Below are 17,958 nucleotides of genomic sequence, written 5' to 3' on the forward strand. Positions count from 1 at the left end.
TTCATCCTGAGCCAGGATCAAACTCTTCATTGTAAAAGTATCTTGACTGCGCAAATTAAAAATTAAAGTGCGACAGCTTAATTATCTGTCCAGGACGCTCGAATTCAAAAAGTTTATCTTTACCTAATCTATATAGAATAAGTATTGACGGTTCTTTTGTTTTACCCAGGTACGACGCGCCTTAATCATTAGTTTCCAATTATTAATTTGCGAAGCACCTGCTCTTGTACTACTTGTATTGTTTATGTAAATCTGTTCAAAGATCGCTCGTTTCACGAAAGATCGCTCGTTTCACGATTGCTGTTCTTTTCAGAAAGCGGATGCAAAGGTAAGAACTTTAAAGCATATCTTCCAAATATTTTCGGAAGTTTTTTTTCATTTTTTTCTTTTTCCTGTATTTTCAAATCCTTTAAACAAGGATAAGAAAAGCAAAACAAGAAAAGTTCTTTTTCTTTGCGAGTCGGACTGCAAAGATAAGGAGAATTATTAATAAGTTCCAAATGTTTTTCGAAAAATATTTTTATCTCTTTTTATTTCTCTGTGTCACCTTCCACACTTCTGTTTCAGTATTTCAATCTTACCACTTTCCTTCTCTTGGAAAGCGGGTGCAAAGGTATAGGATTTAACAATACAAGCCAAACATATCTATCATTTTTTTTAATAAAAATGAAACTTTTTTGTAACTTACTGATTCATAAATGCATTTCGCATGAACAATTTTGAAGAAAGGAAAAAGAGAGAAAATAACTATACATTATATATATACGTGCGCGCGAAGAGCACGAAGAAAGAGAATAAAAACATTTTATAAGCATGCCGGATTGGGTGGTGGCGGTTCTGTCAGTATAGTCGCCGCATCAAAGCAGGGACATTGTTTCACCCACTCTTCCGGCTCTATCTCCCCGTTATGGTTCAGGTCGGGGCTCAGGTCGCGGTGACCGCAAAGCCGGGAACCGGGATAATCCTTCAGCAGCAGCAACACAAGCACATGCAGGGAGTGCTTTTGGAAAAGGGTGCGTGTATCGGCAGGGCGACCGCACTCGTCAAGACCGCCTTCGTAACAGACACCGATGCTACCTGCATTCCAACCCCGGACATGGGCACCAGGCAGGGACAAGGGACGCAGGGACTTGATGTCACCGTTCTTGCGGATATAAAAATGATAACCTGCGCCGGAGAAGCCCCGGCGCAGGTGGTCTGTCGTCAAGTCGTGCTCCGTATAGCAGCGGTCGCAGCGGGTGGCGGAACAATGGACGACGATAAGATTGATGAATCTCATGAGAATTAAAAATTAGAAATTAAAAATTAAAAGTGAAGGAAACCCGCTACACTGTCATGGCATGGGCGCTCAGGGCACCAATAAGCGCGGAGGCTACAGCGATTATCACTTTCAGAATCTTATCCCAAACAGATGATTTTGTACTCATAAAATTAAGGATTAATAGTTAAGAATTAATGGTTAAGGATTAGTGATTAAGGATTAGTGATTAAGGATTAGTGATTAAGGATTAAGGGCTAATGATTAATGGTTAATCATTAGGGATTGATTAGCGATAAGCGATTTGCTTGTGTTCATTAACCATTAATCACTAACCCTTAATCATTCCTTCTTTATCCCAGCGGATTTTCGCCCTGGTCGCCGTCGTCGCCGGAGCCGCCTCCGGAACCACCGCCTTGATTGCCGCCGCCGGAGCCGCCCTCCTCGGGCTTGTCGAGCACAAAGCCCACATTCGCCGGGCTGCGGGTCACGGCGGTACTGCCGTTCACCAGCTTCAGCTCCTTGTCGGGGATAAAGCGGATATTCACCTTCGAGATATTGCGCACCGTACATTTGTCCGAGGCCTCCATGCCGGGACAGCGGAACGTCATGTGGAAAGTGCCCAGCTGGTTCAGCTTCACCTTGTCGCCATTGGCAAGGTTGCCTTGAATCTCCTCCACCAGGGCTTCGATGACGTGCTTCACGTCGCCCTTCGTCATGGCACAGTTTTTCTGAATGGAGGCGGCAAGGACATCGATGTCCACGGTGCCGCAGGTCTTGGGTTTCTGACGGAGATAGTACAACATGGGCGAAGCCGGGTTGCTCACGATTTTACGGCGCTGGAAGCGCTCTACAATTACATCCATAAATTTAAAAAGTTAAGGTTTAAGTTAAGAAAAATGAGTTATAAGAGAGAAGTGGGTAAGGGAAGGGATAGGGCGCCCGAATCAATGATTATTCCTTTTCTTAAGCACATTACAAAGATACAACATTAAGAAGCGGAAGTCAAGTGTTTTGCCATTTTTTTTACTACAAAAAACACGGAGACACAGAGTTTTTCAAGCAATAAGAAAAATCTCCGTGTCTTTGTGTCTCTGTATTCTATAAATTTCCATCCATCACTTTGCATTCCTCGTCAGCCACTCCAATGGTGGTATGTAGTCCACCAGTTTTGTCATGCTTTGGTTATGATGGAAATAGACTTCACCGGTTTTGCCATTACGGTGCTTGGCTATGATGACGATACCCAGGCCATCGGTGGGATAAGTACTCTTCTTATCGACGGTCTTGCCGTAGAGGGCAGGGCGGCAAAGCAGCATTACCATATCCGCATCCTGCTCTATGGCGCCGCTCTCGCGCAGGTTGCTCAGGGTGGGGCGATGGTCTATGCTACCGTCGCTCGCCCGGTTCAGCTGACTCAGCAGCAGTACGGGGATATCCAGCTCCTTGGCCAGCAGCTTTGCCTTGCGGCTTGCCTGCGCCACTTCCTGCTCGCGGTTGCGGTTTTTCTGGTCACTCCTCATGTCACATAGTTGCAGATAGTCCACAATCACCATGTCACAGCGATTCTTGCTCTTCAGCAGGCGGGCGGAAGAACGCACGCGGTCCATGCTCGTCATCGGATGGTCGTCTATCAGTATGGGCAACCGCGACAACTCGGCAGACGCCTCATGCACCTGCCTCACCTCGCCGGGTGTGAGCTGGCCGCTACGCAGGTGTTGCGGGTCTACCCCCTCCGTAGCTGCAAGCAGCCAGCGGTCTCCCAGGCGCTCGCCTTGCATTTCGAGGCTGAAGACCACCACATGACGCCCCGCCATGGCAGCGGCACGGGCCAGGTGGAGGGCAAAGGCCGTCTTCCCCACCGACGGACGGGCAGCAAGGATGTTCAAGTCGCCGCGCTGCCAGCCCGCCGTAACGTGGTCCAGAGCGTCAAAACCCGTAGGGATACCCGTAATGCCGTTGCATCCGTGCTCCATACGCTGCTCCACCTCGGCCAGCGTGTCGTCCATCAGCCGGTCTATGGAGCGAAGGTGGTCGGCTACGCCGCTCTCGTCCTCCAGCCCCTCCAGCAGTCGATGGGCTTCCACCAGGATGTCGTCAATATCCATCGACTCGTCGGCACTGAACGCCAGCAGTTGCTGGAATCCCGTACGCATGATACGCCGCGTGTGCAATTGCCTAAGGATGAGCGCATGATACTCCAGATGAGCACTGGAGCTGACCTTCGAGCTGATGCGTAACAGTTCGTAAGGCCCGCCCACGGCATCGAGTTTGCCACGGGCTGCCAGTTCGTTCTTCAGCGTGATGGTGTCTATGGACTTCGCGCTGCGATACATCGATTGCAGGGCGGCAAAAATTTCCAGATTCTTCTCCTCGTAGAACATCTCGGGACGAAGTTTGTCCGCCACCAGAGGCATGGCAGCGCGCTCTATCATGCAGGCACCGATGACAGCTTCTTCGAGGTCACTGTCGTGGGAAAAAGTAGTTTCAGTCATCATATTCATTTTCAAAAGATTTGTCCGCCAGATAGGTGGCGGCTTGTTTACAATATTTTTGGTTGTTCAGATGGTCGTAATATTCGTCGATGTTGTCCAGTGCCCGCTGTTTCTCGCCTGCCGTCAATTTTTTCCATTCGCGACGGGCCCGGCCGATGTTTACCTTGGGATGCTCGGTGATGTCATGAAACTTTTCCCAGAAGATGCAGAAGTCCTCTCCCACCCCAGCCACCGGCGCTGCCTTCTTCTTCCGCGGGGCTGCTTTAGGACGGGCATTGCCAGTAAGGAAATCATAATCGGGGATACGGATGTGCATCACGTAGGGGTTGGCCACCCGCTCCACGATGCCGGCGTCGAACATCTTGTTGAAGAAGTAGCGCGTACGGTTGCGGGGCCACCCCAATATCTCCATCCAGCGGGCCAGGGAAAGTACGGACTCGCCACGTACACAGTCGAAAAGGTGTCCCCTGACGTTGCAGGTCACCGTGCTGTAGTTGACGTGTGTCAGCACAAAGACAAAGGCTTCGAAGGCATCGGCGGCTTTCTCTCCGGTTTTCATATTCATTTGTTCCTCAAACAAGGCTTTGGGGAAGAGGAGATAGCCTTTCTTCAGCATCTCCGTTGTCATGGGTCTCATTTCTTTTTCCATTTTTGTCTATTCTTAATTCGATAATGCGACAAAGGTAAGGGACCAGCCAGGGGGATACAAATAAGCAGTTAGAATCGGCTAAAAATTAATGAAATACATAAGGTGGCGAGAGAGGGGTTCACCTCATCCTCCACCACCCTATATGATAATATACTATTATAATCAGAATGTATTAGAAATACATTCTCTATTTCGCATATTTTTTAGAGACCAGAAGATACGGATTTTTCACGGTCATATCCTTCACGTGGTCGGGCATCCCCCAGTAGCTCAGGAGGATGCCTATCTGTACGGGGGTGAGGTGGGCAGTCCTGGCGGTATAGCCCTGGTCCGTCAGATCCTTCAGCAGGCAAGCGTGTTCCGCAATGGAACGGCGCAGGGCCTTTACGGCCGAGCAGGCATACGCGTAGTTTGGGTAATAGGCCACTGCCACATCTGCAATGCGATGGCATCCCTCGAGCAGCCATTCAAAACTTTGTTCTTTTATCATTTTGCATATATTTATTAATAAAACATGTTGCAAAGTTAGAATGGGAGGGAAAACTGGGAAAGTTCGAGTGGCAATAAGAAAACTTGCTCAAGAAAAATGAATGTGTCAAAACGGTTGATGACACACCCTCACTGTCTTATTGATAAAAGCAACACTTTCATACTATAATAGTAAAGCACACATTTTGTGTATTTCATGCAACTTATCGGTCAGCGATTTTTCTTTAAGAGAGACAGCCATATTATATCTCGCCTGCCTATTAACGAGAAGTTCCGCACTAATCCCTAAGGCTGCTTCTACCATAAGAGCGAAGTCACTGGTTACATCTCCCTCTCCCTCTTGAAGTACCCCAGCACCGTGGCCGGTGTAAGACAGCAGCGTTCTACGCTTTTCAGGCGGCTCTGAAAAGTATATCGGGAGCATAGCACAAGGCAGAACCAAGTATAGTTCAAGCTACGGTGCAAGCGGTGCTGAAGGTGGTCGAAAAAACGGGAAACACGGGCAAAGAAGCTAGCGATACGCTCGCGGGGAACAAAACGGGAAGGCTGTACGGCAGCATTGCGGGAGCGCTTGGCGGCACGTTCCATCTGTGCAAGGGTATACTCCAGTTGCTCGATGTCATTGCGGGTGTTCTCCATGGTTTGTTCCAATTTCTCGCGTCGTGCCTGCTGCTTGGTATATCGTTCTTTTCTGTCAGCGATTCGGTTTTTGAGGTCTTCTGCGGTGAGGTTTATTCCTTTGTTCTGGATTGATTTCATTATAAACGTCTGTTTTATAGTTGTTTGTCTGTATATAAGTTCACGAAAACACATCATCCGTCTGCACCGAATACATAATGCATAAAGGGCAAACGGATGATATATCAGGAGCAAATGTACGATGAATATTGCAGATAAAGTTCTTAATGACCATTAAGTCTTGTTATAAAACATGATATTATCTACTGCAAATTTGGAGATTATCAGAAAACACGTACATTTGCAATGTGTTTTTCATAGTATTAGATTTAAGGTTAACAAAAGATTGGCTGTCTGGGATAGATAGCCTTTTTTTTTGCCCATATATAAAGAGGAAATCTTAACATTCTGATTGTCAAACAATTAATTAAAGGTAGTAGAACGGATAAATAGCCGAAATAAACAAAAATAGCGGGTAACCTCTATTCTTATGTAGGCTGTTATGTAGGCAAAAAATTGGTCTACATGAGTACACGTAAAACCTAATTAAAATGTATTCGATCAACATTAAAGGAAAAGTGACCTCAAAAGACAAAAAACTGGTGAAACTGGAAATGATCTTCTTCCAAACAGGCTACAACAGAGTTTCTAAAGTGCTAAATATCACCGGTCCCATCAAAGACTGGGACAATGCGTCACAATCATTTATTTCCAAATCAAGCGATGCTATCAAAAAGAACAAGATGTTGCTTGATCTGAAATTAAAGTATCAGAAGATTGCGGAAGAATGGGAAGAGGAAGGACGTAAATGGAGTCCGGCCGAACTGGCACTTAGTCTTGATAAAAAGAAAGGGAAGGAAATGAAAGAGGAAGACCGTTCTCTGTCCGTTTCCCAGATGATTGATTATTTGATTAAAAAATTCTCTGAAAAGGAAAAAGAGAAAAACGGCAAGATTGTGAAAAGCCTGGCGAGTGTAAAGGACTATAAAATCATAAAGAAGGCTTTGGAAGAGTTCACACAAAAGAAATACAATAAACCATTATCCGTGTTTTATTTCAGTGACATAACAAAACAGTTCCTCTTGGATTTTGTTCTATATACACAAAAAAAAGGGATTGCCAATGGTAATAAAGCAGGCTTGAACCAGAAGTTGCGTAAACTAAGAGCCATAGTCAACTATGCCAAAGGGCTGAATATGCACGGTGCTGATCCGGAAATATTCGGCTGTGTGGAGGATAAGATGAAATGGCACAAGTTTGAACCGAGAACTGTTTCCAAGAGAGTGATACAGTTAATTGAGAATGTGGATAGAAGCTTGCTTACACTTAAAGAGGAATTTTGCTTGGATTTATTTCTTTTCAGTTATTACACAGGAGGTATGGCCAATGTGGATGTCTGCCATTTGACGTACAATATGATTCAAGGAAACCAGGTTATCTATGAACGGATGAAATTCCCGAAAATTGGAAAACCCTTGTTGATAGAGAAATCAAAACAAATTATTGAGAAATATGAAGGTCAAGGCATTGACAACTATGTATTCCCTGTATTCACAAAAAAACATACCACGGAGGCCAAAATGCGTAATAGAGTCATTCAAATCTCTAATAGAGTCAGCAAAACGTTGACTAAAGTTTGCAATATTCTGGATATAAAAGAGAATATAACTTGGTATTCCGCACGAGGTACATTTATCTCCCGTATGGTAGATGCCGGTTGTTCTCCGGCTGTTACGGCAGAACAAGCAGGAAACAGTGTTGCGGTAATCTTTAAGCACTATTACAAGTTTACCGAAGGCGAAACCTTATTGACAAAAATGAATTCTGTATTCTAAAGTAGCAACCAACAAGTTAGAATTTCCGGATATTTTAATGGATGAAGCCGGATTTGACAGGGCTATTGTTTTATTATTCGGGAAGTTTCGCTATCTTTGTTGCAATGAAGACGACAGGCTGGGTATGATTCCTGCCGTCTTCATACCCAGCCCGAAAATAGACGGGGGGATATACATATTGTACGTTCGCTGAACGTCTTGGTATAGATAAACTTGCACTTTTCAAAAAGGCAAGATGTATACGCAATGTTCATGCTGTGTATGCTTATATAAAATGAGTTCACGCTGTTCTTTTGGGTACAAGGCGAACATAACCATTAAAATATTATTGATATGAAACAAATTACTTTGTACGTGTACCAATCTATCGACGGTTGTCAGGCTTCTTCGGACAAGTATTTCGATACAGCGGTGGATGCCTCCGGTTGCGTGCTGATTGATGAAGAAACTTACCTGCGCATTTATATGAATCATTTGGGCTGGCCAATTACAGCGAAAGAGACTTTGGTTGTAACGAACAATGCTATCAACCTGACTGAGAATGAACGAGTGCAGTTTATTACAGGGGATGTAGTGGCAGAACTGCAGAGAATAAAAGAGGATGGCGACGGTACGGTGGTGGCTTACGGTGAGGAGATTGGAACTCTGCTTTTGGATAACGGGTTGGCGGACGAAATCACGGTAACGACCGTACCGATACTGGTCGGAGGTGATGAGAAAGCACTGAAATGCGGATTGAGTGACGGTGGAACCTGGATTGTGCGGTCGAACAAGATGCTGGTGGATGGTAAAATACGGACAGTGTACGGAAAGGTGTGATGACGAAATACAACAGAAATGTGTCATAATTTACCACAGATTACGCAGATGTACATAGACTAAATTTAACAAACAGATGATACTCTGTAATATTTGTCTGCGTAAATCCGTGTAATCTGTGAATATAATTTTTACACATTCTCTTGGGTTTTCAATAAATAATAAATAAAATAATGGACTATATACAATTATTCCGGTATTGGGAGTATAGTATTGTCCACTTAAAGATTAGGAATATCTCCTTGAAACGGGTTTGATAAGCAAGTCGATGTGCTCGTGTTCAAGAATATGCTTCATAGCCTTGTAGATGGGCATCTTCTCAATGCCAGCAATCTTTAGAGCTTCCATTTTAATGGTATTCTCAACCAGCTGTAAGTAGTCCTCCTCTTTCAGCTCAACATATTTTTGTGACTGGGATTTCAATTTTGCCATATCATTAATTGTCTTTATTATTTATTTCCGAAATCAGCAGGAATCTCGCCCCATAAGTGCTTGTCCCAATACAATACCTCTATATCCACTATCCTTGCTTCCATTACCTTGAGAAATATCTCCGCTTTCTGTAATGCCGGGCATGTGCGTGAGGAAGCGGTCTGTCTATTATTATACCATGTAATACCCGTTATACTGTCGGAATAGATTGTGTGCGGAGTCCCCGGATGCTCTAAAATATACTTGACAGCTGTCACAATACCGAGAAACTCCCCGATATTGTTTGTCCAATTGCCAATTGATTCCGAAAAGAGTTCCATTCCGGAAGAGAGGTCGACAGCCCGGAAGCGTGTCAATCTCTCTTTTGCCTTATGGGTACCATCGGTCGCTATGCCTACCTTTGGTTTTCCTTTCATTTGCTTCTTCCCGAATGTCCGTTTTTCGTGTGGATGAATCCGTCAGATTCCATGCGTCGTACCAAAGCCTGTGCTTGGTTTAGGTAATCGTTGATTACACTCTCCTGATGCCTGATATCCTTGCGCCCTTTGAGAATTTCCAATACACCGTCTATTGTACGGCTCATAGCACTCTTTCCGTCCTTGGGATCGAAGAAAATCTTTTTGTTGCCGAATGTCACAGTTACTTGATACAATGTTTTCGGGACAATTATTGTTTCCACATGCGCTTGAAACAAGACAGGGGTAGCAGCAACCACTACATATCCTTTGGCGTTGTGCATGGGTTTCAACTCTACCGAATAGAGGATGTTTGGCTCAATAGTTCCTTTCAGATCTTCTGAAAGAACACATATTTGTTTGCCAAATCTTGAGTCTTCACGAACTCCCATCAATTTACGTGTTTTGGAGTGGCGCGAAACGAATCCGATCAGTTCGCCTGTCCGCTCCGATTTCGCAAACTTCAGTTGCGATTTTTCCGATGTCATATTACAGGTCTTTCATATTCAATCTATTACTTTCAATTAACAATATGTCTTTAATAACTCACTTTATCATGCAAATATATATCAAATAAGCGTGTTGACAAAGTATTTTAATCATTAGTTTTCAGGTAATTATGTACGAATATATAGAGAAAGACTGCACTCAGTACAGTCTTTCTTCCTCTGTAAAATGGCTGAAACGTTCATCTGTATCAGAGGTTTGCAGAAGATAACGGCATTTCCAATATCGGTAAATCCGCCCACCGTTAGGTATATAGTAATTTATATCGTCAGCGTTCAGATATTGGTTTCCCTGTTCTGTGCCGTGATGCATCCATCTGGCACATCCCGGCAGATTAGGGTTGTCCCGGACATAAAAATCCATCTTCTCTTTCCCTGTCACGAAAATGTTATGTACGCGGATATCCTTGTCAATCGGAAACCTGTAAACATATAGGGCGAAGTCGCAAATATCCGTCTCCAAAAGATTGTTTCCAAAATGTATCGGGGCTTCCTTTTCCAGACTTTCAAAACCATTCCGTACGCTTGTCCGTGTGCATATTTCCGCAAACCGTTCATCTGTTACAGGTTCGGCTGTTGCATATACCACCCGGAAGCCATTGTTCGTACTGTCCCTGACCATGACATGGGCCACTATCTCGGAAGATTTGTTGATACTGTTGTCCATTGGATCAGTCTTATCGGGAATACACATCCGTAACAGCCCTACCACAATGACAAGAAATACCAATATCGCCCGTGGACCGATTGTAGTTGTCATGAAAACAAACTCATCAGCCTGCTTTCTTAACTGTTTCATAGAATTTTGAGGATGTGGCGGCCGGATGCACCCCGGAACTCGGACACGCATACTTCATGTCCTGCATCCAACAACCGGTTTCGACATTCCTCCATGGCAGTATCTGATATCCTGACAGCAGGAATATTCGCCGCCGTCATCTTGAAAAGAGGCGCTACCATGATCCGGGAAATCGTTTCGGCGTCTTCAAAATACGCTTCGTATGAATCACCTACATGGAAAAGGGTAATGGTTTCCACGCCATGCTTTTCTTTCATACCTCCGTAACACTGACGGATAATCTGTTCCTTTTTCATATAATATATGTGTATGGTTTGGTGTCTGCCAAACATAAAAAGTACCTGCAACCAATTCAGTTGTTGGGAGTTCATCCGAAAGGTATATACAGACTTTTTTATTGGACAAATATACAATAAATTGCGGACTCGCCCCACTTTTTATAAGCGGAACTATTCTCTCATTTTCACCTCCTTTTTTCAAACTCCTCACTGATGGTTTTAACGAATTGTTCATATTGTCTATCCTATGGCTTTTACTACAGGCCTTACCATGGAACAGAGGTGTAAAAAGTAGCCCAAGTTCTCGCTTATAGAAAATCCACCAATAAGGACAGCGCCTGCTTTAATACGACAATATTTTCCGTACATAGCGTAATCACCCGTGGTTTTGATAAGGCCATATCTCGGTAACAGTTCCGGTAGCGTGTCAAGTATCGGGCGTATGACCTCTTTTAGAAAGCTCGGACTTTCTTCCGTTCTCTTCCTCCCGCTTCCTTTTCTGTCGGTATTGCTTCCTTCCGTATGATAAAAAGCCTCAAAACGTTTACGGTATTTTTCTGTCAGTTCTTTAACACCTGTTTCCATCGTTTTAATTATACTCTGCAAGCCATTCGTCCAGTGTCATGGAATCTTCAAATCCGTACTCTTCAATCCGCACGTAACCATTTTCTCCCATGACCAGCTTTTCTCTTGTAAGGATTGTTCCGGCACGGTTTACCATTACCTCCGGTTCAATGGTCGCAAAACGCCCGCCGTCATCCGACTCCCGGATATCATACGCATGCAGTCCTTCCGGCACGGCATTGCGGTCAATCTTGAAATTGGTGAACAATGCCGGTATACCGTTGACAGTCATAGAGTCAAAGTTCTCGTCTTGAATATTTCTTTGGGTAATCATATTAAATTGTTTTGTGGTTATTACTTATGCTCGGGAAGTTCAATGGCCCGAACCCAATTATCCTGGTCATTGAACATCTCGTCATTGATTCTTGCCGTGAACTCCAGCGGTGTCATCTTTTCAACCTCTGTATGCGGGTTGTTCTCGTAATCGAAAATGATCTCCTTGTCAGGAGCGTCACGCCCGAAATCATCCATAGGGAAAGAGAACACCCACACCTCTTTGACCTCATCTTTCCCGAGAAATCGTTTCAGGTTGTCCGTGTAAGCCGAACATCTGTCCCAGCCAGAGTCCACGAAAGCGGAGATCTCCGCCTCCGTTTTATCCGTGCTTTCTTTCAGGAAAGCGACGGCGTTCTGTTTCCAGAGTTTCTGCCCGACGCATAGTTCCAGATACCGTTCCCAGACGGTAACCAGCCAGTCGATATTGATTTCGTAAAGATGACGGCAGGGGAAACGCTCCCGGCTGTCGGGATTATAGAGCATGCAGCTCCCGTCCGACCTGATCTCTTCCAGCTTGTACGCGGTATATACCGGTATGCCGTGATGTTCATCGTCCTCGCCTTCCTCCTCGACATAGACCGTGTGGGGCAGCAAGCCCTCCGGCATTTTTGGAATCGCCCTGAGATTGGCGATAATCTCCTGTTCCAGTTCTTTCTGTTTTTCCTGTAATTTCATTTTCTGTCAGTATTTAATTGGATTTTGCCTTCTTTGAATAACTTCTGTTTGTAGCGCCGGTATTCACGGATAATTTCAGTGTGCTTTTTTCGGTCAGGCTTGTACAGCCCCTTCGCTTTGCGCTTATTCAGCAGCTCCCTGTTACGCTTCTCCCTTTCGGGATTCACGATGAACGTAATCAGGCGGCGGCTTACACCGTACTCGCGTGCCAGCTGGCGCTGACTGACATCTTCCGTCATGTAACGGTGGAAAATCTCTGCCCGCTGTTCGGGTGTCAGTTTTTGCCTGCGGTCATACCGTGTCCCGCAAATGGTTATTCCCGTGCTTCTGTATGGCATGGCTGTGTCTGTTTATCGTTTGCATTCCATGAATAAAAGTCGTAATAGCCTGATTTTTTTTACAGTTCATATCTATTTGATTTTGATTTAATTCTTGACCAAACAGCATTTCCGTTGTATATCAACTCATTTACGCTGAATTGCCCATTAGTGTACAGAGGAGTACTTCCAAACGCATCTATATTTCCGTCCATTTTCTTATTACCACAGATGTATATTTGAATTTTACCGGACTTCTTCGCCTCTTTAAGTAAAGCGGAAACACTTTCATCATTAACGCAGTGCCTACATTTTCCGTTTATCCATACAGATATGGAAGTTACTTCTTTTTCATAAGCACATCCCATTCCATCGGAGGCATGTGCTACTAAAACATCTTTATTCATTACTAAATTATTTATATCTTTTTCTTTCATGTCATTTGAGAGTTTCTTGTCACAAACAAGTTATCGTTGGTCCTGAGTCAATGTCAATTCCAATCGAAGCGTACTTTATAGGGAAGTAATATTCAACACCCTTACCATTAGCCATATAATAGTGGAGATTTTCCTCTTTTATCCAACACTCACGTACCGGAGAGTTATTAATACTTACTATCCTGTTGAGATTGATTTTTACCTTTTCTTTCTTGTCCTGAACGGCCAACTTAGTTTCTTCATTTTCGCCTTCGATTGCATCTTGAATTTGTGTGTCAAGGCCAATCGGCGGTAATGTGATTTTTGTAGTTTGTATTTTCATTTTTAATTCTTTTGTTGTGTATTAATCGATAAATGCAACCATTCGGGCAAATAGGATTGGGAATAATCTGTTTCTCCATGATTAAATTCATTCCTGTTTTTAATACTTCTGATTCCATACTTTATCTCCTTTTTGTTCGTATTTAAACTAAAACATTGATATATCGGCAGGCCATTTTTCCACGTCCGTATCTATAAGCATATGCGTGTATTTATCCGACGGGTATTTCTTTTGTGCCTTAAAAGTCGCTTCGATATAATTTTCCGCTTCTACAATCAAGTGTGGCATCTCATCTATATAATCTCTATAAGTATCTCCGTCCTTGTCGGTTATCCACTTATATTTAAAAATCTCAAAGGTATAATGTGCCATTCATTTCTATGTATTAGTGAACTTATACCGTTGAGAAAATTCCCAACAGATCTTCGGCGGTCAGGGGACGGAGGGAAACGGCGTTGAATTCCTGGACGTCGTCCTCGTGTATATCCCGCACCCCTACGGTCGGATTCTCGCTACTCGGCCGTAAGTATATGACTTCAAGCAGCATTTCCTTGCGGTAAGCCGCTGGTCCGTCTCCAAAACTTCGGCGTATCGAACCGACCGTCTCGTCCGTCAGGCGTACGAAATCCCCGGTGCGGAATGATGGTGCCGGACTCGTGACGGGAGCCGGCATCTGCCGGCCCCTATGTCCTTCCAGGTCTTCCACTGCCATTGCGTAGGCCCTATATTCCGCTTCAGTCCCGAATTGCCTGGTTATCACGTGACCGCCGGAGTCGGCGGTATTCTCTTCCGGCGGGATGATCCCGGTTTTCTTGTATATGCTTACGGTGTCCTTACCGGGCAAAAGTGTCACTGTTATCATGATCGTGGCAATCGTTTTTTATGACAAGTGAAAATCCATATCCTTTTCCTCGAAATCGGTCAGGTGTTCTTTATTGTATTCCTCTATGACCGTTGCGGGAATATATGTTTCACCGCTTATCTCGAACTTTCCCCGCGCCAACAGCTGCGCGAGCGTATCCACATGACCTTTCAGTATTTTTTCGATTTCCTCACGCTTGCCTGTTACCGTGGCACCAAGGCGCATCCATACTGACTCTTCACACTGGGTGTCCGTATCTTCCGGTTCGTCCTCATGACGTATGATCTGGTAATCGCTCCAGCCGTCACCGTCATTCAACCCGGCGACATAGGCGTTATATTCTTCAAGAGTTTTGAACTCTTTCTCGTCCACGACACCCCCGTTGTCCATCAGCCATTCCTCGGAAGGCAGTTCCTTGCTCTCGTCATATTTTCTTACGGCATCCTCGCCAAAAATCATGGTTATCTTTATCATATGTCTTTTTGTTTTGAATGGTTTATTTGTATAATCTTTCTTTTCTACGCTCTTTCAGGGTATTCCGGAGATATTTCATGAGCTTTCCGCAAGGACACAGGGCATGTTCCCGCTGGCGGGCATAGCTCAGGTCACCGTTGGAGAGAATCATGCCTTCGGCATTGAGACAGAGATCGCCATAAACGTAGTTCTCCTCCGTAAGGTAAATCCTATGAACGGGATTCGGATGTCCCTCCGTACTGCGACCTTCCCGGAAAAGGAAGATCCGTTCGGCCTGTCCCCTGACTCCGAAAAAGGGATACGGGGAAAGTGCCGCGAGCGTGGCGGCATGCTCTGCCGGATCATGGAAACGGTCGTCGCTCATTTCGAGCATGTGGCCGGAGTCCTGCTCCTTTTCCTCCTGGTACTCGTACAGCGCGGCACAGGCTTCTATGAATTCCTCCGAACGGGATGTGGCAGAGCCGTTGGTTACGATATAAAAGTCATTGACAGTAATGCCGTAGGCGCGTACCCGATCAAGGATATGGCGGATGGCCCGGACGTTAAGCGAAGGCTCGCCGCCCGTGATGTTGAAATGGTGGATATGCCTGACATGCCGCAGCAGGTTGCTTATATGTTTCAAAGGGATATCCACGGGCTCGGCATCTCCTCGCATGCAGTGGGCACAGCACATGTTGCAGCGCCGGGTAATCTCGATACAAAGATTTTTAATATAGAGTTCTTTCATGAGATGTTTTATAGATTTTCGACCAATTCACAGAAAGCCTCAAAGAGTGCCCCGGTGTGTAAATCCTTGGCCGGAACCTTGCGGATATCCCCGCTTTCGTAATCCAGTTCGGCATACAATTCCCCGTTGTCCACCGTAAAACCGTAAACGCAGCAGGGGTCATGGTCCTCGTCGCAAACCTGTACGGAATACCCCTCGACGGAAAACTCCCCGTCATCGAAACGGGAGACGATTTTCCGCATCAGTTCCAGCATGTCTTTTTCCAGCATACGGTAATGTTGGCCCAGTTTGTCAAGCTGCAACCGGTCTTCTTCCGATACCGGACAGGCAATCTCCACGTGTTCCGACGGCAACTCGAAAGTCTCCTTTCCGTCACCTATTTTCACGATATTTTTGACGTAATCTACGGCAAGCACATCGTACTCGCCGGATTTTTCTCGGGCGGGATCGTCCCACCACACTTTTTGTCCTTTTTTGATGGTCGTTGTCATTTGATATTCTATTATTCTTGTTCCTGAAATGAATTCCTTACAGGATTTCAAGTTCGGCTGCGTAGACTTCCGCCTCACTTACCCCGTCACCGATCAGGATGATGCGGTCGTCGAATTCCTCCAGAGCTTCCAAATCTTCGTCTGTGAGGTCCGCATATCTCTCTTCAAAGGCATCATAGACCTTGTATTCCCCGAAAGTTTCACCGGCAGGGTCATTCCAGAAGACTTTTTGTCCTTTTTCAAATTTTCTCATTGCCCCGGTATTTCAATCAAAGTAAACGGAATCCCATTCCGTCCAGTAACACTCTCCGTCCGCTTCGTCCGCGTGGCTCAGGTCTTCGTCCATCTGAGCCTTGTCCCCGTGGTAAAGGGCGAGCGCGCACTCGTCGGAACAGGCGAATTCCCCGCCCAGATAATATCCTTCTTTCATGGGTTTCCCGCAATGGTCGCAGCGGCGGACATTCTCATCGTCAGGTTCAGGTGTTGTCGCCACAATCCCGTCCGCCGTTTCCGCAGCGTTTCCAGGTCCGCGCAGGGCCGGTTCCATAGCTGTAATTTCATCTTTGCCCTGTCCCTTCCGGAAATCAAGGCTGCCTTCATAATGGCCTGCAAGTATTGTCCTTTGGTTATCTTTGTTCATAGTTCTGAATTTTTGCCCGTTTTACAATTCTCATATTGTCATAGCCGGTCTGCCTCAATTCATCCAGCAGGCCGGCATATTCCTTTTCCGTTACCGGTTTGGTCGTGGCGACGACATGGCTGTAATCCGCCGCGCCATGCTGGCCGACGTGCATGTAGGAGGTTGCCTCACCCCGCCGTCCGCTCCACGGTATGTCCGGGAACAGGGCGATGACCTGTCCGTCGGGATAGCGTCTAAAGACCATCCTCGTCATTTCGTCCGCAGATTTCCGTGTCGATTTCATAATCCCCGTATTTTTTGAATTCGTAATCTATTTCGCTGATGATTTCGTCAACCTCTTCGTCAGTTATTTCATCGACTTTCGGGTTGTCGATATCAAGCCGTACAGTCAGGTAAATGGTTCTTGTTGCCATTGTATCGTATATTATTAGTGTAACAAAGCCGGCCTATGACAGGCCGACGGTATATTTCTCTATCAGCCGTTTCCGGTACGCCTTGTCCTTTCCGGCGGCAAGGCTTGCCAGCTTGCGGATATTCCGGTTGGCTTTTTCCGCCACCTGTTCTACTGTCGGTCCGGGAATCATGAAATCACGACATCCGGTACCGCAATACCGCTGCTTCCCCTTGACCGTCCTGCCACAGGCCGGACATCGACGCTTGCCGTCACGTTCCAGTACTTCCAGAATATTGGCATGAATGCCTTCCCACCATTCAATACGGTCTATGTCATAATCGTAGACGGTTATCGTGTTCCCGAAACTACGGGCTTCGACCTCAACGGCAATGCCCTCATCTTCAAGGCAAACCTTCAATACCGGGTCTTCGTTAGGCTCACAGTGCCTGTCATACCAGATGATATAGGTGGGATCCTCCAGTTCGCCGGGTTCTCCCAGACAGAGTTCCGTAAGGCGGTTGCTCGTCAGGATATTGCGGATTGCAGTCTGTAAATTTTCAATGCTGTTCATCGATGCTTGGTTTTATGGTTATTCATTCGATTGTCAATTCATTTGGGAGGCGTAGCCGATAAACTGAAAGATATCGGCATACTGCTCACTGTATATGTAAAAACCGCTCCGTTTCTCACCGGTTTCTGCATCTATTCCGTCGGCATGAAGGTATTGCCCGTTTGTCAGGTATACGTCGGTGAGTTTAATACGGGGCGTGTCGTGCTTCCCGTACAGGGTTGTCGTGACAGGGAAGTTGTTGTCATCGAGTTCCTCCTCTTCCGTGAGGCCGAGCGATACGCGGCCGTATCGTTTTAGAAATTCGAGCATGAATTTCAGCATGGCCTGCCCGGCCTCGTGCAGCCGTTCGTCGATAAAGGCGTACTGGACGGCGAACAGGTGCAGCTCGTCGGCACTCATTTTGTCCGGGGCTTTACCCGGCTCCGCATTGTCTTTCTGTATTTTATCCATATCTG

The 17,958-nt window shown here is 45.6% G+C and carries 32 protein-coding genes; 2 read left to right on the forward strand and 30 right to left on the reverse strand.

All coding sequences use genetic code 11. The features are described 5' to 3' along the window. Positions 1-272: 272 nt before the first annotated feature. The 8 genes from DXD78_RS21090 to DXD78_RS14875 all read right to left on the reverse strand — a co-directional run bounded on the left by DXD78_RS21090 (position 273) and on the right by DXD78_RS14875 (position 5,650). Positions 273-500: a hypothetical protein gene (locus tag DXD78_RS21090; protein WP_158561372.1), complete on the reverse strand. Its 228-nt coding sequence runs from the start codon at positions 498-500 to the stop codon at positions 273-275. A 305-nt stretch (positions 501-805) separates the two neighbouring features. Beyond that, on the reverse strand, positions 806-1,279 hold the full coding sequence (locus tag DXD78_RS14845; RefSeq protein WP_005831100.1) for an N-acetylmuramoyl-L-alanine amidase: 474 nt from the start codon (positions 1,277-1,279) through the stop codon (positions 806-808). A gap of 46 nt (positions 1,280-1,325) precedes the next feature. Next, positions 1,326-1,427: a smalltalk protein gene (locus tag DXD78_RS21095; protein ID WP_005837396.1), complete on the reverse strand. Its 102-nt coding sequence runs from the start codon at positions 1,425-1,427 to the stop codon at positions 1,326-1,328. 184 nt (positions 1,428-1,611) lie between these two features. Beyond that, entirely contained in the window at positions 1,612-2,124 is a 513-nt protein-coding gene (locus tag DXD78_RS14850) for an HU family DNA-binding protein (protein ID WP_005837397.1), read from the reverse strand. A 252-nt stretch (positions 2,125-2,376) separates the two neighbouring features. Then, positions 2,377-3,756: a replicative DNA helicase gene (gene dnaB / locus DXD78_RS14855; RefSeq protein WP_005837398.1), complete on the reverse strand. Its 1,380-nt coding sequence runs from the start codon at positions 3,754-3,756 to the stop codon at positions 2,377-2,379. Next, complete coding sequence (locus tag DXD78_RS14860; protein ID WP_005831106.1) at positions 3,746-4,402, reverse strand: hypothetical protein; 657 nt, start codon at positions 4,400-4,402, stop codon at positions 3,746-3,748. Before DXD78_RS14860 ends, dnaB begins: the two co-directional genes overlap by 11 nt. A 187-nt stretch (positions 4,403-4,589) precedes the next feature. After that, positions 4,590-4,892: a DUF4248 domain-containing protein gene (locus DXD78_RS14865; RefSeq protein WP_005831107.1), complete on the reverse strand. Its 303-nt coding sequence runs from the start codon at positions 4,890-4,892 to the stop codon at positions 4,590-4,592. A gap of 320 nt (positions 4,893-5,212) precedes the next feature. Then, on the reverse strand, positions 5,213-5,650 hold the full coding sequence (locus DXD78_RS14875; protein ID WP_005837401.1) for a hypothetical protein: 438 nt from the start codon (positions 5,648-5,650) through the stop codon (positions 5,213-5,215). A 470-nt stretch (positions 5,651-6,120) separates the two neighbouring features. Here DXD78_RS14875 and DXD78_RS14880 point away from each other — a divergent pair, with 470 nt between their 5' ends. Both DXD78_RS14880 and DXD78_RS14885 read left to right on the forward strand, forming a co-directional pair. Next, a complete protein-coding gene (locus DXD78_RS14880; RefSeq protein WP_101602827.1) occupies positions 6,121-7,404 on the forward strand; it encodes a phage integrase SAM-like domain-containing protein in 1,284 nt (427 codons plus the stop codon). Between the two features lie 333 nt (positions 7,405-7,737). Further along, the gene (locus DXD78_RS14885) at positions 7,738-8,223 is read left to right on the forward strand and encodes a dihydrofolate reductase family protein (protein WP_057279686.1); all 486 of its coding nucleotides are present in this window, start codon (positions 7,738-7,740) and stop codon (positions 8,221-8,223) included. Positions 8,224-8,451: 228 nt separating this feature from the next. On the opposite strand, the gene DXD78_RS14890 is transcribed toward DXD78_RS14885, so the two are convergent. The 22 genes from DXD78_RS14890 to DXD78_RS14995 all read right to left on the reverse strand — a co-directional run bounded on the left by DXD78_RS14890 (position 8,452) and on the right by DXD78_RS14995 (position 17,953). Then, positions 8,452-8,655 (reverse strand): hypothetical protein, encoded by a 204-nt coding sequence (locus tag DXD78_RS14890; protein WP_101602826.1) that lies wholly within the window; start codon positions 8,653-8,655, stop codon positions 8,452-8,454. A gap of 17 nt (positions 8,656-8,672) precedes the next feature. After that, complete coding sequence (locus tag DXD78_RS14895) at positions 8,673-9,071, reverse strand: ribonuclease H (RefSeq protein ID WP_032532837.1); 399 nt, start codon at positions 9,069-9,071, stop codon at positions 8,673-8,675. After that, complete coding sequence (locus DXD78_RS14900) at positions 9,068-9,598, reverse strand: hypothetical protein (RefSeq protein WP_057279688.1); 531 nt, start codon at positions 9,596-9,598, stop codon at positions 9,068-9,070. The genes DXD78_RS14895 and DXD78_RS14900 overlap by 4 nt, the downstream gene beginning before the upstream one ends. Before the next feature lie 160 nt (positions 9,599-9,758). Then, positions 9,759-10,415 carry a hypothetical protein gene (locus tag DXD78_RS14905; protein ID WP_101602825.1) on the reverse strand — a complete coding sequence of 219 codons (657 nt, stop codon included), beginning with the start codon at positions 10,413-10,415 and terminating at the stop codon, positions 9,759-9,761. Then, a complete protein-coding gene (locus DXD78_RS14910) occupies positions 10,412-10,711 on the reverse strand; it encodes a hypothetical protein (protein ID WP_057279731.1) in 300 nt (99 codons plus the stop codon). The genes DXD78_RS14905 and DXD78_RS14910 overlap by 4 nt, the downstream gene beginning before the upstream one ends. Positions 10,712-10,933: 222 nt before the next feature. After that, a complete protein-coding gene (locus DXD78_RS14915; protein ID WP_229093117.1) occupies positions 10,934-11,278 on the reverse strand; it encodes a hypothetical protein in 345 nt (114 codons plus the stop codon). A 4-nt stretch (positions 11,279-11,282) separates the two neighbouring features. After that, the gene (locus tag DXD78_RS14920; RefSeq protein ID WP_101602824.1) at positions 11,283-11,591 is read right to left on the reverse strand and encodes an LPD28 domain-containing protein; all 309 of its coding nucleotides are present in this window, start codon (positions 11,589-11,591) and stop codon (positions 11,283-11,285) included. Positions 11,592-11,611: 20 nt separating this feature from the next. Further along, positions 11,612-12,268 carry a hypothetical protein gene (locus DXD78_RS14925; RefSeq protein WP_101602823.1) on the reverse strand — a complete coding sequence of 219 codons (657 nt, stop codon included), beginning with the start codon at positions 12,266-12,268 and terminating at the stop codon, positions 11,612-11,614. Then, positions 12,265-12,606 (reverse strand): hypothetical protein, encoded by a 342-nt coding sequence (locus DXD78_RS14930; protein ID WP_101602822.1) that lies wholly within the window; start codon positions 12,604-12,606, stop codon positions 12,265-12,267. The genes DXD78_RS14925 and DXD78_RS14930 overlap by 4 nt, the downstream gene beginning before the upstream one ends. Positions 12,607-12,665: 59 nt before the next feature. Further along, positions 12,666-13,022: a hypothetical protein gene (locus DXD78_RS14935; RefSeq protein WP_101602821.1), complete on the reverse strand. Its 357-nt coding sequence runs from the start codon at positions 13,020-13,022 to the stop codon at positions 12,666-12,668. A gap of 19 nt (positions 13,023-13,041) precedes the next feature. Next, entirely contained in the window at positions 13,042-13,344 is a 303-nt protein-coding gene (locus tag DXD78_RS14940) for a hypothetical protein (protein ID WP_101602820.1), read from the reverse strand. A gap of 147 nt (positions 13,345-13,491) precedes the next feature. Then, positions 13,492-13,716, reverse strand: coding sequence for a sulfate transporter (locus tag DXD78_RS14945; RefSeq protein ID WP_101602819.1), 225 nt, complete (start codon positions 13,714-13,716; stop codon positions 13,492-13,494). Positions 13,717-13,738: 22 nt separating this feature from the next. Next, positions 13,739-14,206: a hypothetical protein gene (locus tag DXD78_RS14950; RefSeq protein WP_101602818.1), complete on the reverse strand. Its 468-nt coding sequence runs from the start codon at positions 14,204-14,206 to the stop codon at positions 13,739-13,741. 18 nt (positions 14,207-14,224) lie between these two features. Further along, positions 14,225-14,680 (reverse strand): hypothetical protein, encoded by a 456-nt coding sequence (locus DXD78_RS14955; protein ID WP_101602817.1) that lies wholly within the window; start codon positions 14,678-14,680, stop codon positions 14,225-14,227. A gap of 22 nt (positions 14,681-14,702) precedes the next feature. Continuing rightward, positions 14,703-15,407: a radical SAM protein gene (locus DXD78_RS14960; protein WP_101602816.1), complete on the reverse strand. Its 705-nt coding sequence runs from the start codon at positions 15,405-15,407 to the stop codon at positions 14,703-14,705. A gap of 8 nt (positions 15,408-15,415) precedes the next feature. Then, positions 15,416-15,898: a hypothetical protein gene (locus tag DXD78_RS14965; protein WP_101602815.1), complete on the reverse strand. Its 483-nt coding sequence runs from the start codon at positions 15,896-15,898 to the stop codon at positions 15,416-15,418. Positions 15,899-15,935: 37 nt separating this feature from the next. Then, positions 15,936-16,151: a hypothetical protein gene (locus DXD78_RS14970; protein WP_101602814.1), complete on the reverse strand. Its 216-nt coding sequence runs from the start codon at positions 16,149-16,151 to the stop codon at positions 15,936-15,938. A gap of 12 nt (positions 16,152-16,163) precedes the next feature. After that, positions 16,164-16,538: a hypothetical protein gene (locus DXD78_RS14975; RefSeq protein WP_117652803.1), complete on the reverse strand. Its 375-nt coding sequence runs from the start codon at positions 16,536-16,538 to the stop codon at positions 16,164-16,166. Then, complete coding sequence (locus DXD78_RS14980; RefSeq protein ID WP_317126586.1) at positions 16,525-16,791, reverse strand: hypothetical protein; 267 nt, start codon at positions 16,789-16,791, stop codon at positions 16,525-16,527. Before DXD78_RS14980 ends, DXD78_RS14975 begins: the two co-directional genes overlap by 14 nt. Next, positions 16,772-16,951, reverse strand: coding sequence for a hypothetical protein (locus tag DXD78_RS14985; RefSeq protein WP_101602811.1), 180 nt, complete (start codon positions 16,949-16,951; stop codon positions 16,772-16,774). The genes DXD78_RS14980 and DXD78_RS14985 overlap by 20 nt, the downstream gene beginning before the upstream one ends. A 33-nt stretch (positions 16,952-16,984) precedes the next feature. Next, the gene (locus tag DXD78_RS14990; RefSeq protein ID WP_101602810.1) at positions 16,985-17,503 is read right to left on the reverse strand and encodes a hypothetical protein; all 519 of its coding nucleotides are present in this window, start codon (positions 17,501-17,503) and stop codon (positions 16,985-16,987) included. Between the two features lie 33 nt (positions 17,504-17,536). After that, positions 17,537-17,953 carry a hypothetical protein gene (locus DXD78_RS14995; RefSeq protein WP_229093118.1) on the reverse strand — a complete coding sequence of 139 codons (417 nt, stop codon included), beginning with the start codon at positions 17,951-17,953 and terminating at the stop codon, positions 17,537-17,539. Between the last annotated feature and the right edge of the window lie 5 nt (positions 17,954-17,958).

The sequence above is a fragment of the Bacteroides sp. D20 genome (assembly GCF_003436255.1).
GTDB classification, from domain to species: Bacteria; Bacteroidota; Bacteroidia; order Bacteroidales; family Bacteroidaceae; genus Bacteroides; species Bacteroides uniformis.

Bases quoted from the DNA above. Each gene is read 5' to 3' on its own strand.
- DXD78_RS14845 (WP_005831100.1), bottom strand. From the start codon at position 1,279: ATGAGATTCATCAATCTTATCGTCGTCCATTGTTCCGCCACCCGCTGC.
- DXD78_RS21095 (WP_005837396.1), bottom strand. From the start codon at position 1,427: ATGAGTACAAAATCATCTGTTTGGGATAAGATTCTGAAAGTGATAATC.
- DXD78_RS14850 (WP_005837397.1), bottom strand. From the start codon at position 2,124: ATGGATGTAATTGTAGAGCGCTTCCAGCGCCGTAAAATCGTGAGCAAC.
- dnaB (WP_005837398.1), bottom strand. From the start codon at position 3,756: ATGATGACTGAAACTACTTTTTCCCACGACAGTGACCTCGAAGAAGCT.
- DXD78_RS14860 (WP_005831106.1), bottom strand. From the start codon at position 4,402: ATGGAAAAAGAAATGAGACCCATGACAACGGAGATGCTGAAGAAAGGC.
- DXD78_RS14865 (WP_005831107.1), bottom strand. From the start codon at position 4,892: ATGATAAAAGAACAAAGTTTTGAATGGCTGCTCGAGGGATGCCATCGC.
- DXD78_RS14875 (WP_005837401.1), bottom strand. From the start codon at position 5,650: ATGAAATCAATCCAGAACAAAGGAATAAACCTCACCGCAGAAGACCTC.
- DXD78_RS14880 (WP_101602827.1), top strand. From the start codon at position 6,121: ATGTATTCGATCAACATTAAAGGAAAAGTGACCTCAAAAGACAAAAAA.
- DXD78_RS14885 (WP_057279686.1), top strand. From the start codon at position 7,738: ATGAAACAAATTACTTTGTACGTGTACCAATCTATCGACGGTTGTCAG.
- DXD78_RS14890 (WP_101602826.1), bottom strand. From the start codon at position 8,655: ATGGCAAAATTGAAATCCCAGTCACAAAAATATGTTGAGCTGAAAGAG.
- DXD78_RS14895 (WP_032532837.1), bottom strand. From the start codon at position 9,071: ATGAAAGGAAAACCAAAGGTAGGCATAGCGACCGATGGTACCCATAAG.
- DXD78_RS14900 (WP_057279688.1), bottom strand. From the start codon at position 9,598: ATGACATCGGAAAAATCGCAACTGAAGTTTGCGAAATCGGAGCGGACA.
- DXD78_RS14905 (WP_101602825.1), bottom strand. From the start codon at position 10,415: ATGAAACAGTTAAGAAAGCAGGCTGATGAGTTTGTTTTCATGACAACT.
- DXD78_RS14910 (WP_057279731.1), bottom strand. From the start codon at position 10,711: ATGAAAAAGGAACAGATTATCCGTCAGTGTTACGGAGGTATGAAAGAA.
- DXD78_RS14915 (WP_229093117.1), bottom strand. From the start codon at position 11,278: ATGGAAACAGGTGTTAAAGAACTGACAGAAAAATACCGTAAACGTTTT.
- DXD78_RS14920 (WP_101602824.1), bottom strand. From the start codon at position 11,591: ATGATTACCCAAAGAAATATTCAAGACGAGAACTTTGACTCTATGACT.
- DXD78_RS14925 (WP_101602823.1), bottom strand. From the start codon at position 12,268: ATGAAATTACAGGAAAAACAGAAAGAACTGGAACAGGAGATTATCGCC.
- DXD78_RS14930 (WP_101602822.1), bottom strand. From the start codon at position 12,606: ATGCCATACAGAAGCACGGGAATAACCATTTGCGGGACACGGTATGAC.
- DXD78_RS14935 (WP_101602821.1), bottom strand. From the start codon at position 13,022: ATGAAAGAAAAAGATATAAATAATTTAGTAATGAATAAAGATGTTTTA.
- DXD78_RS14940 (WP_101602820.1), bottom strand. From the start codon at position 13,344: ATGAAAATACAAACTACAAAAATCACATTACCGCCGATTGGCCTTGAC.
- DXD78_RS14945 (WP_101602819.1), bottom strand. From the start codon at position 13,716: ATGGCACATTATACCTTTGAGATTTTTAAATATAAGTGGATAACCGAC.
- DXD78_RS14950 (WP_101602818.1), bottom strand. From the start codon at position 14,206: ATGATAACAGTGACACTTTTGCCCGGTAAGGACACCGTAAGCATATAC.
- DXD78_RS14955 (WP_101602817.1), bottom strand. From the start codon at position 14,680: ATGATAAAGATAACCATGATTTTTGGCGAGGATGCCGTAAGAAAATAT.
- DXD78_RS14960 (WP_101602816.1), bottom strand. From the start codon at position 15,407: ATGAAAGAACTCTATATTAAAAATCTTTGTATCGAGATTACCCGGCGC.
- DXD78_RS14965 (WP_101602815.1), bottom strand. From the start codon at position 15,898: ATGACAACGACCATCAAAAAAGGACAAAAAGTGTGGTGGGACGATCCC.
- DXD78_RS14970 (WP_101602814.1), bottom strand. From the start codon at position 16,151: ATGAGAAAATTTGAAAAAGGACAAAAAGTCTTCTGGAATGACCCTGCC.
- DXD78_RS14975 (WP_117652803.1), bottom strand. From the start codon at position 16,538: ATGAACAAAGATAACCAAAGGACAATACTTGCAGGCCATTATGAAGGC.
- DXD78_RS14980 (WP_317126586.1), bottom strand. From the start codon at position 16,791: ATGACGAGGATGGTCTTTAGACGCTATCCCGACGGACAGGTCATCGCC.
- DXD78_RS14985 (WP_101602811.1), bottom strand. From the start codon at position 16,951: ATGGCAACAAGAACCATTTACCTGACTGTACGGCTTGATATCGACAAC.
- DXD78_RS14990 (WP_101602810.1), bottom strand. From the start codon at position 17,503: ATGAACAGCATTGAAAATTTACAGACTGCAATCCGCAATATCCTGACG.
- DXD78_RS14995 (WP_229093118.1), bottom strand. From the start codon at position 17,953: ATGGATAAAATACAGAAAGACAATGCGGAGCCGGGTAAAGCCCCGGAC.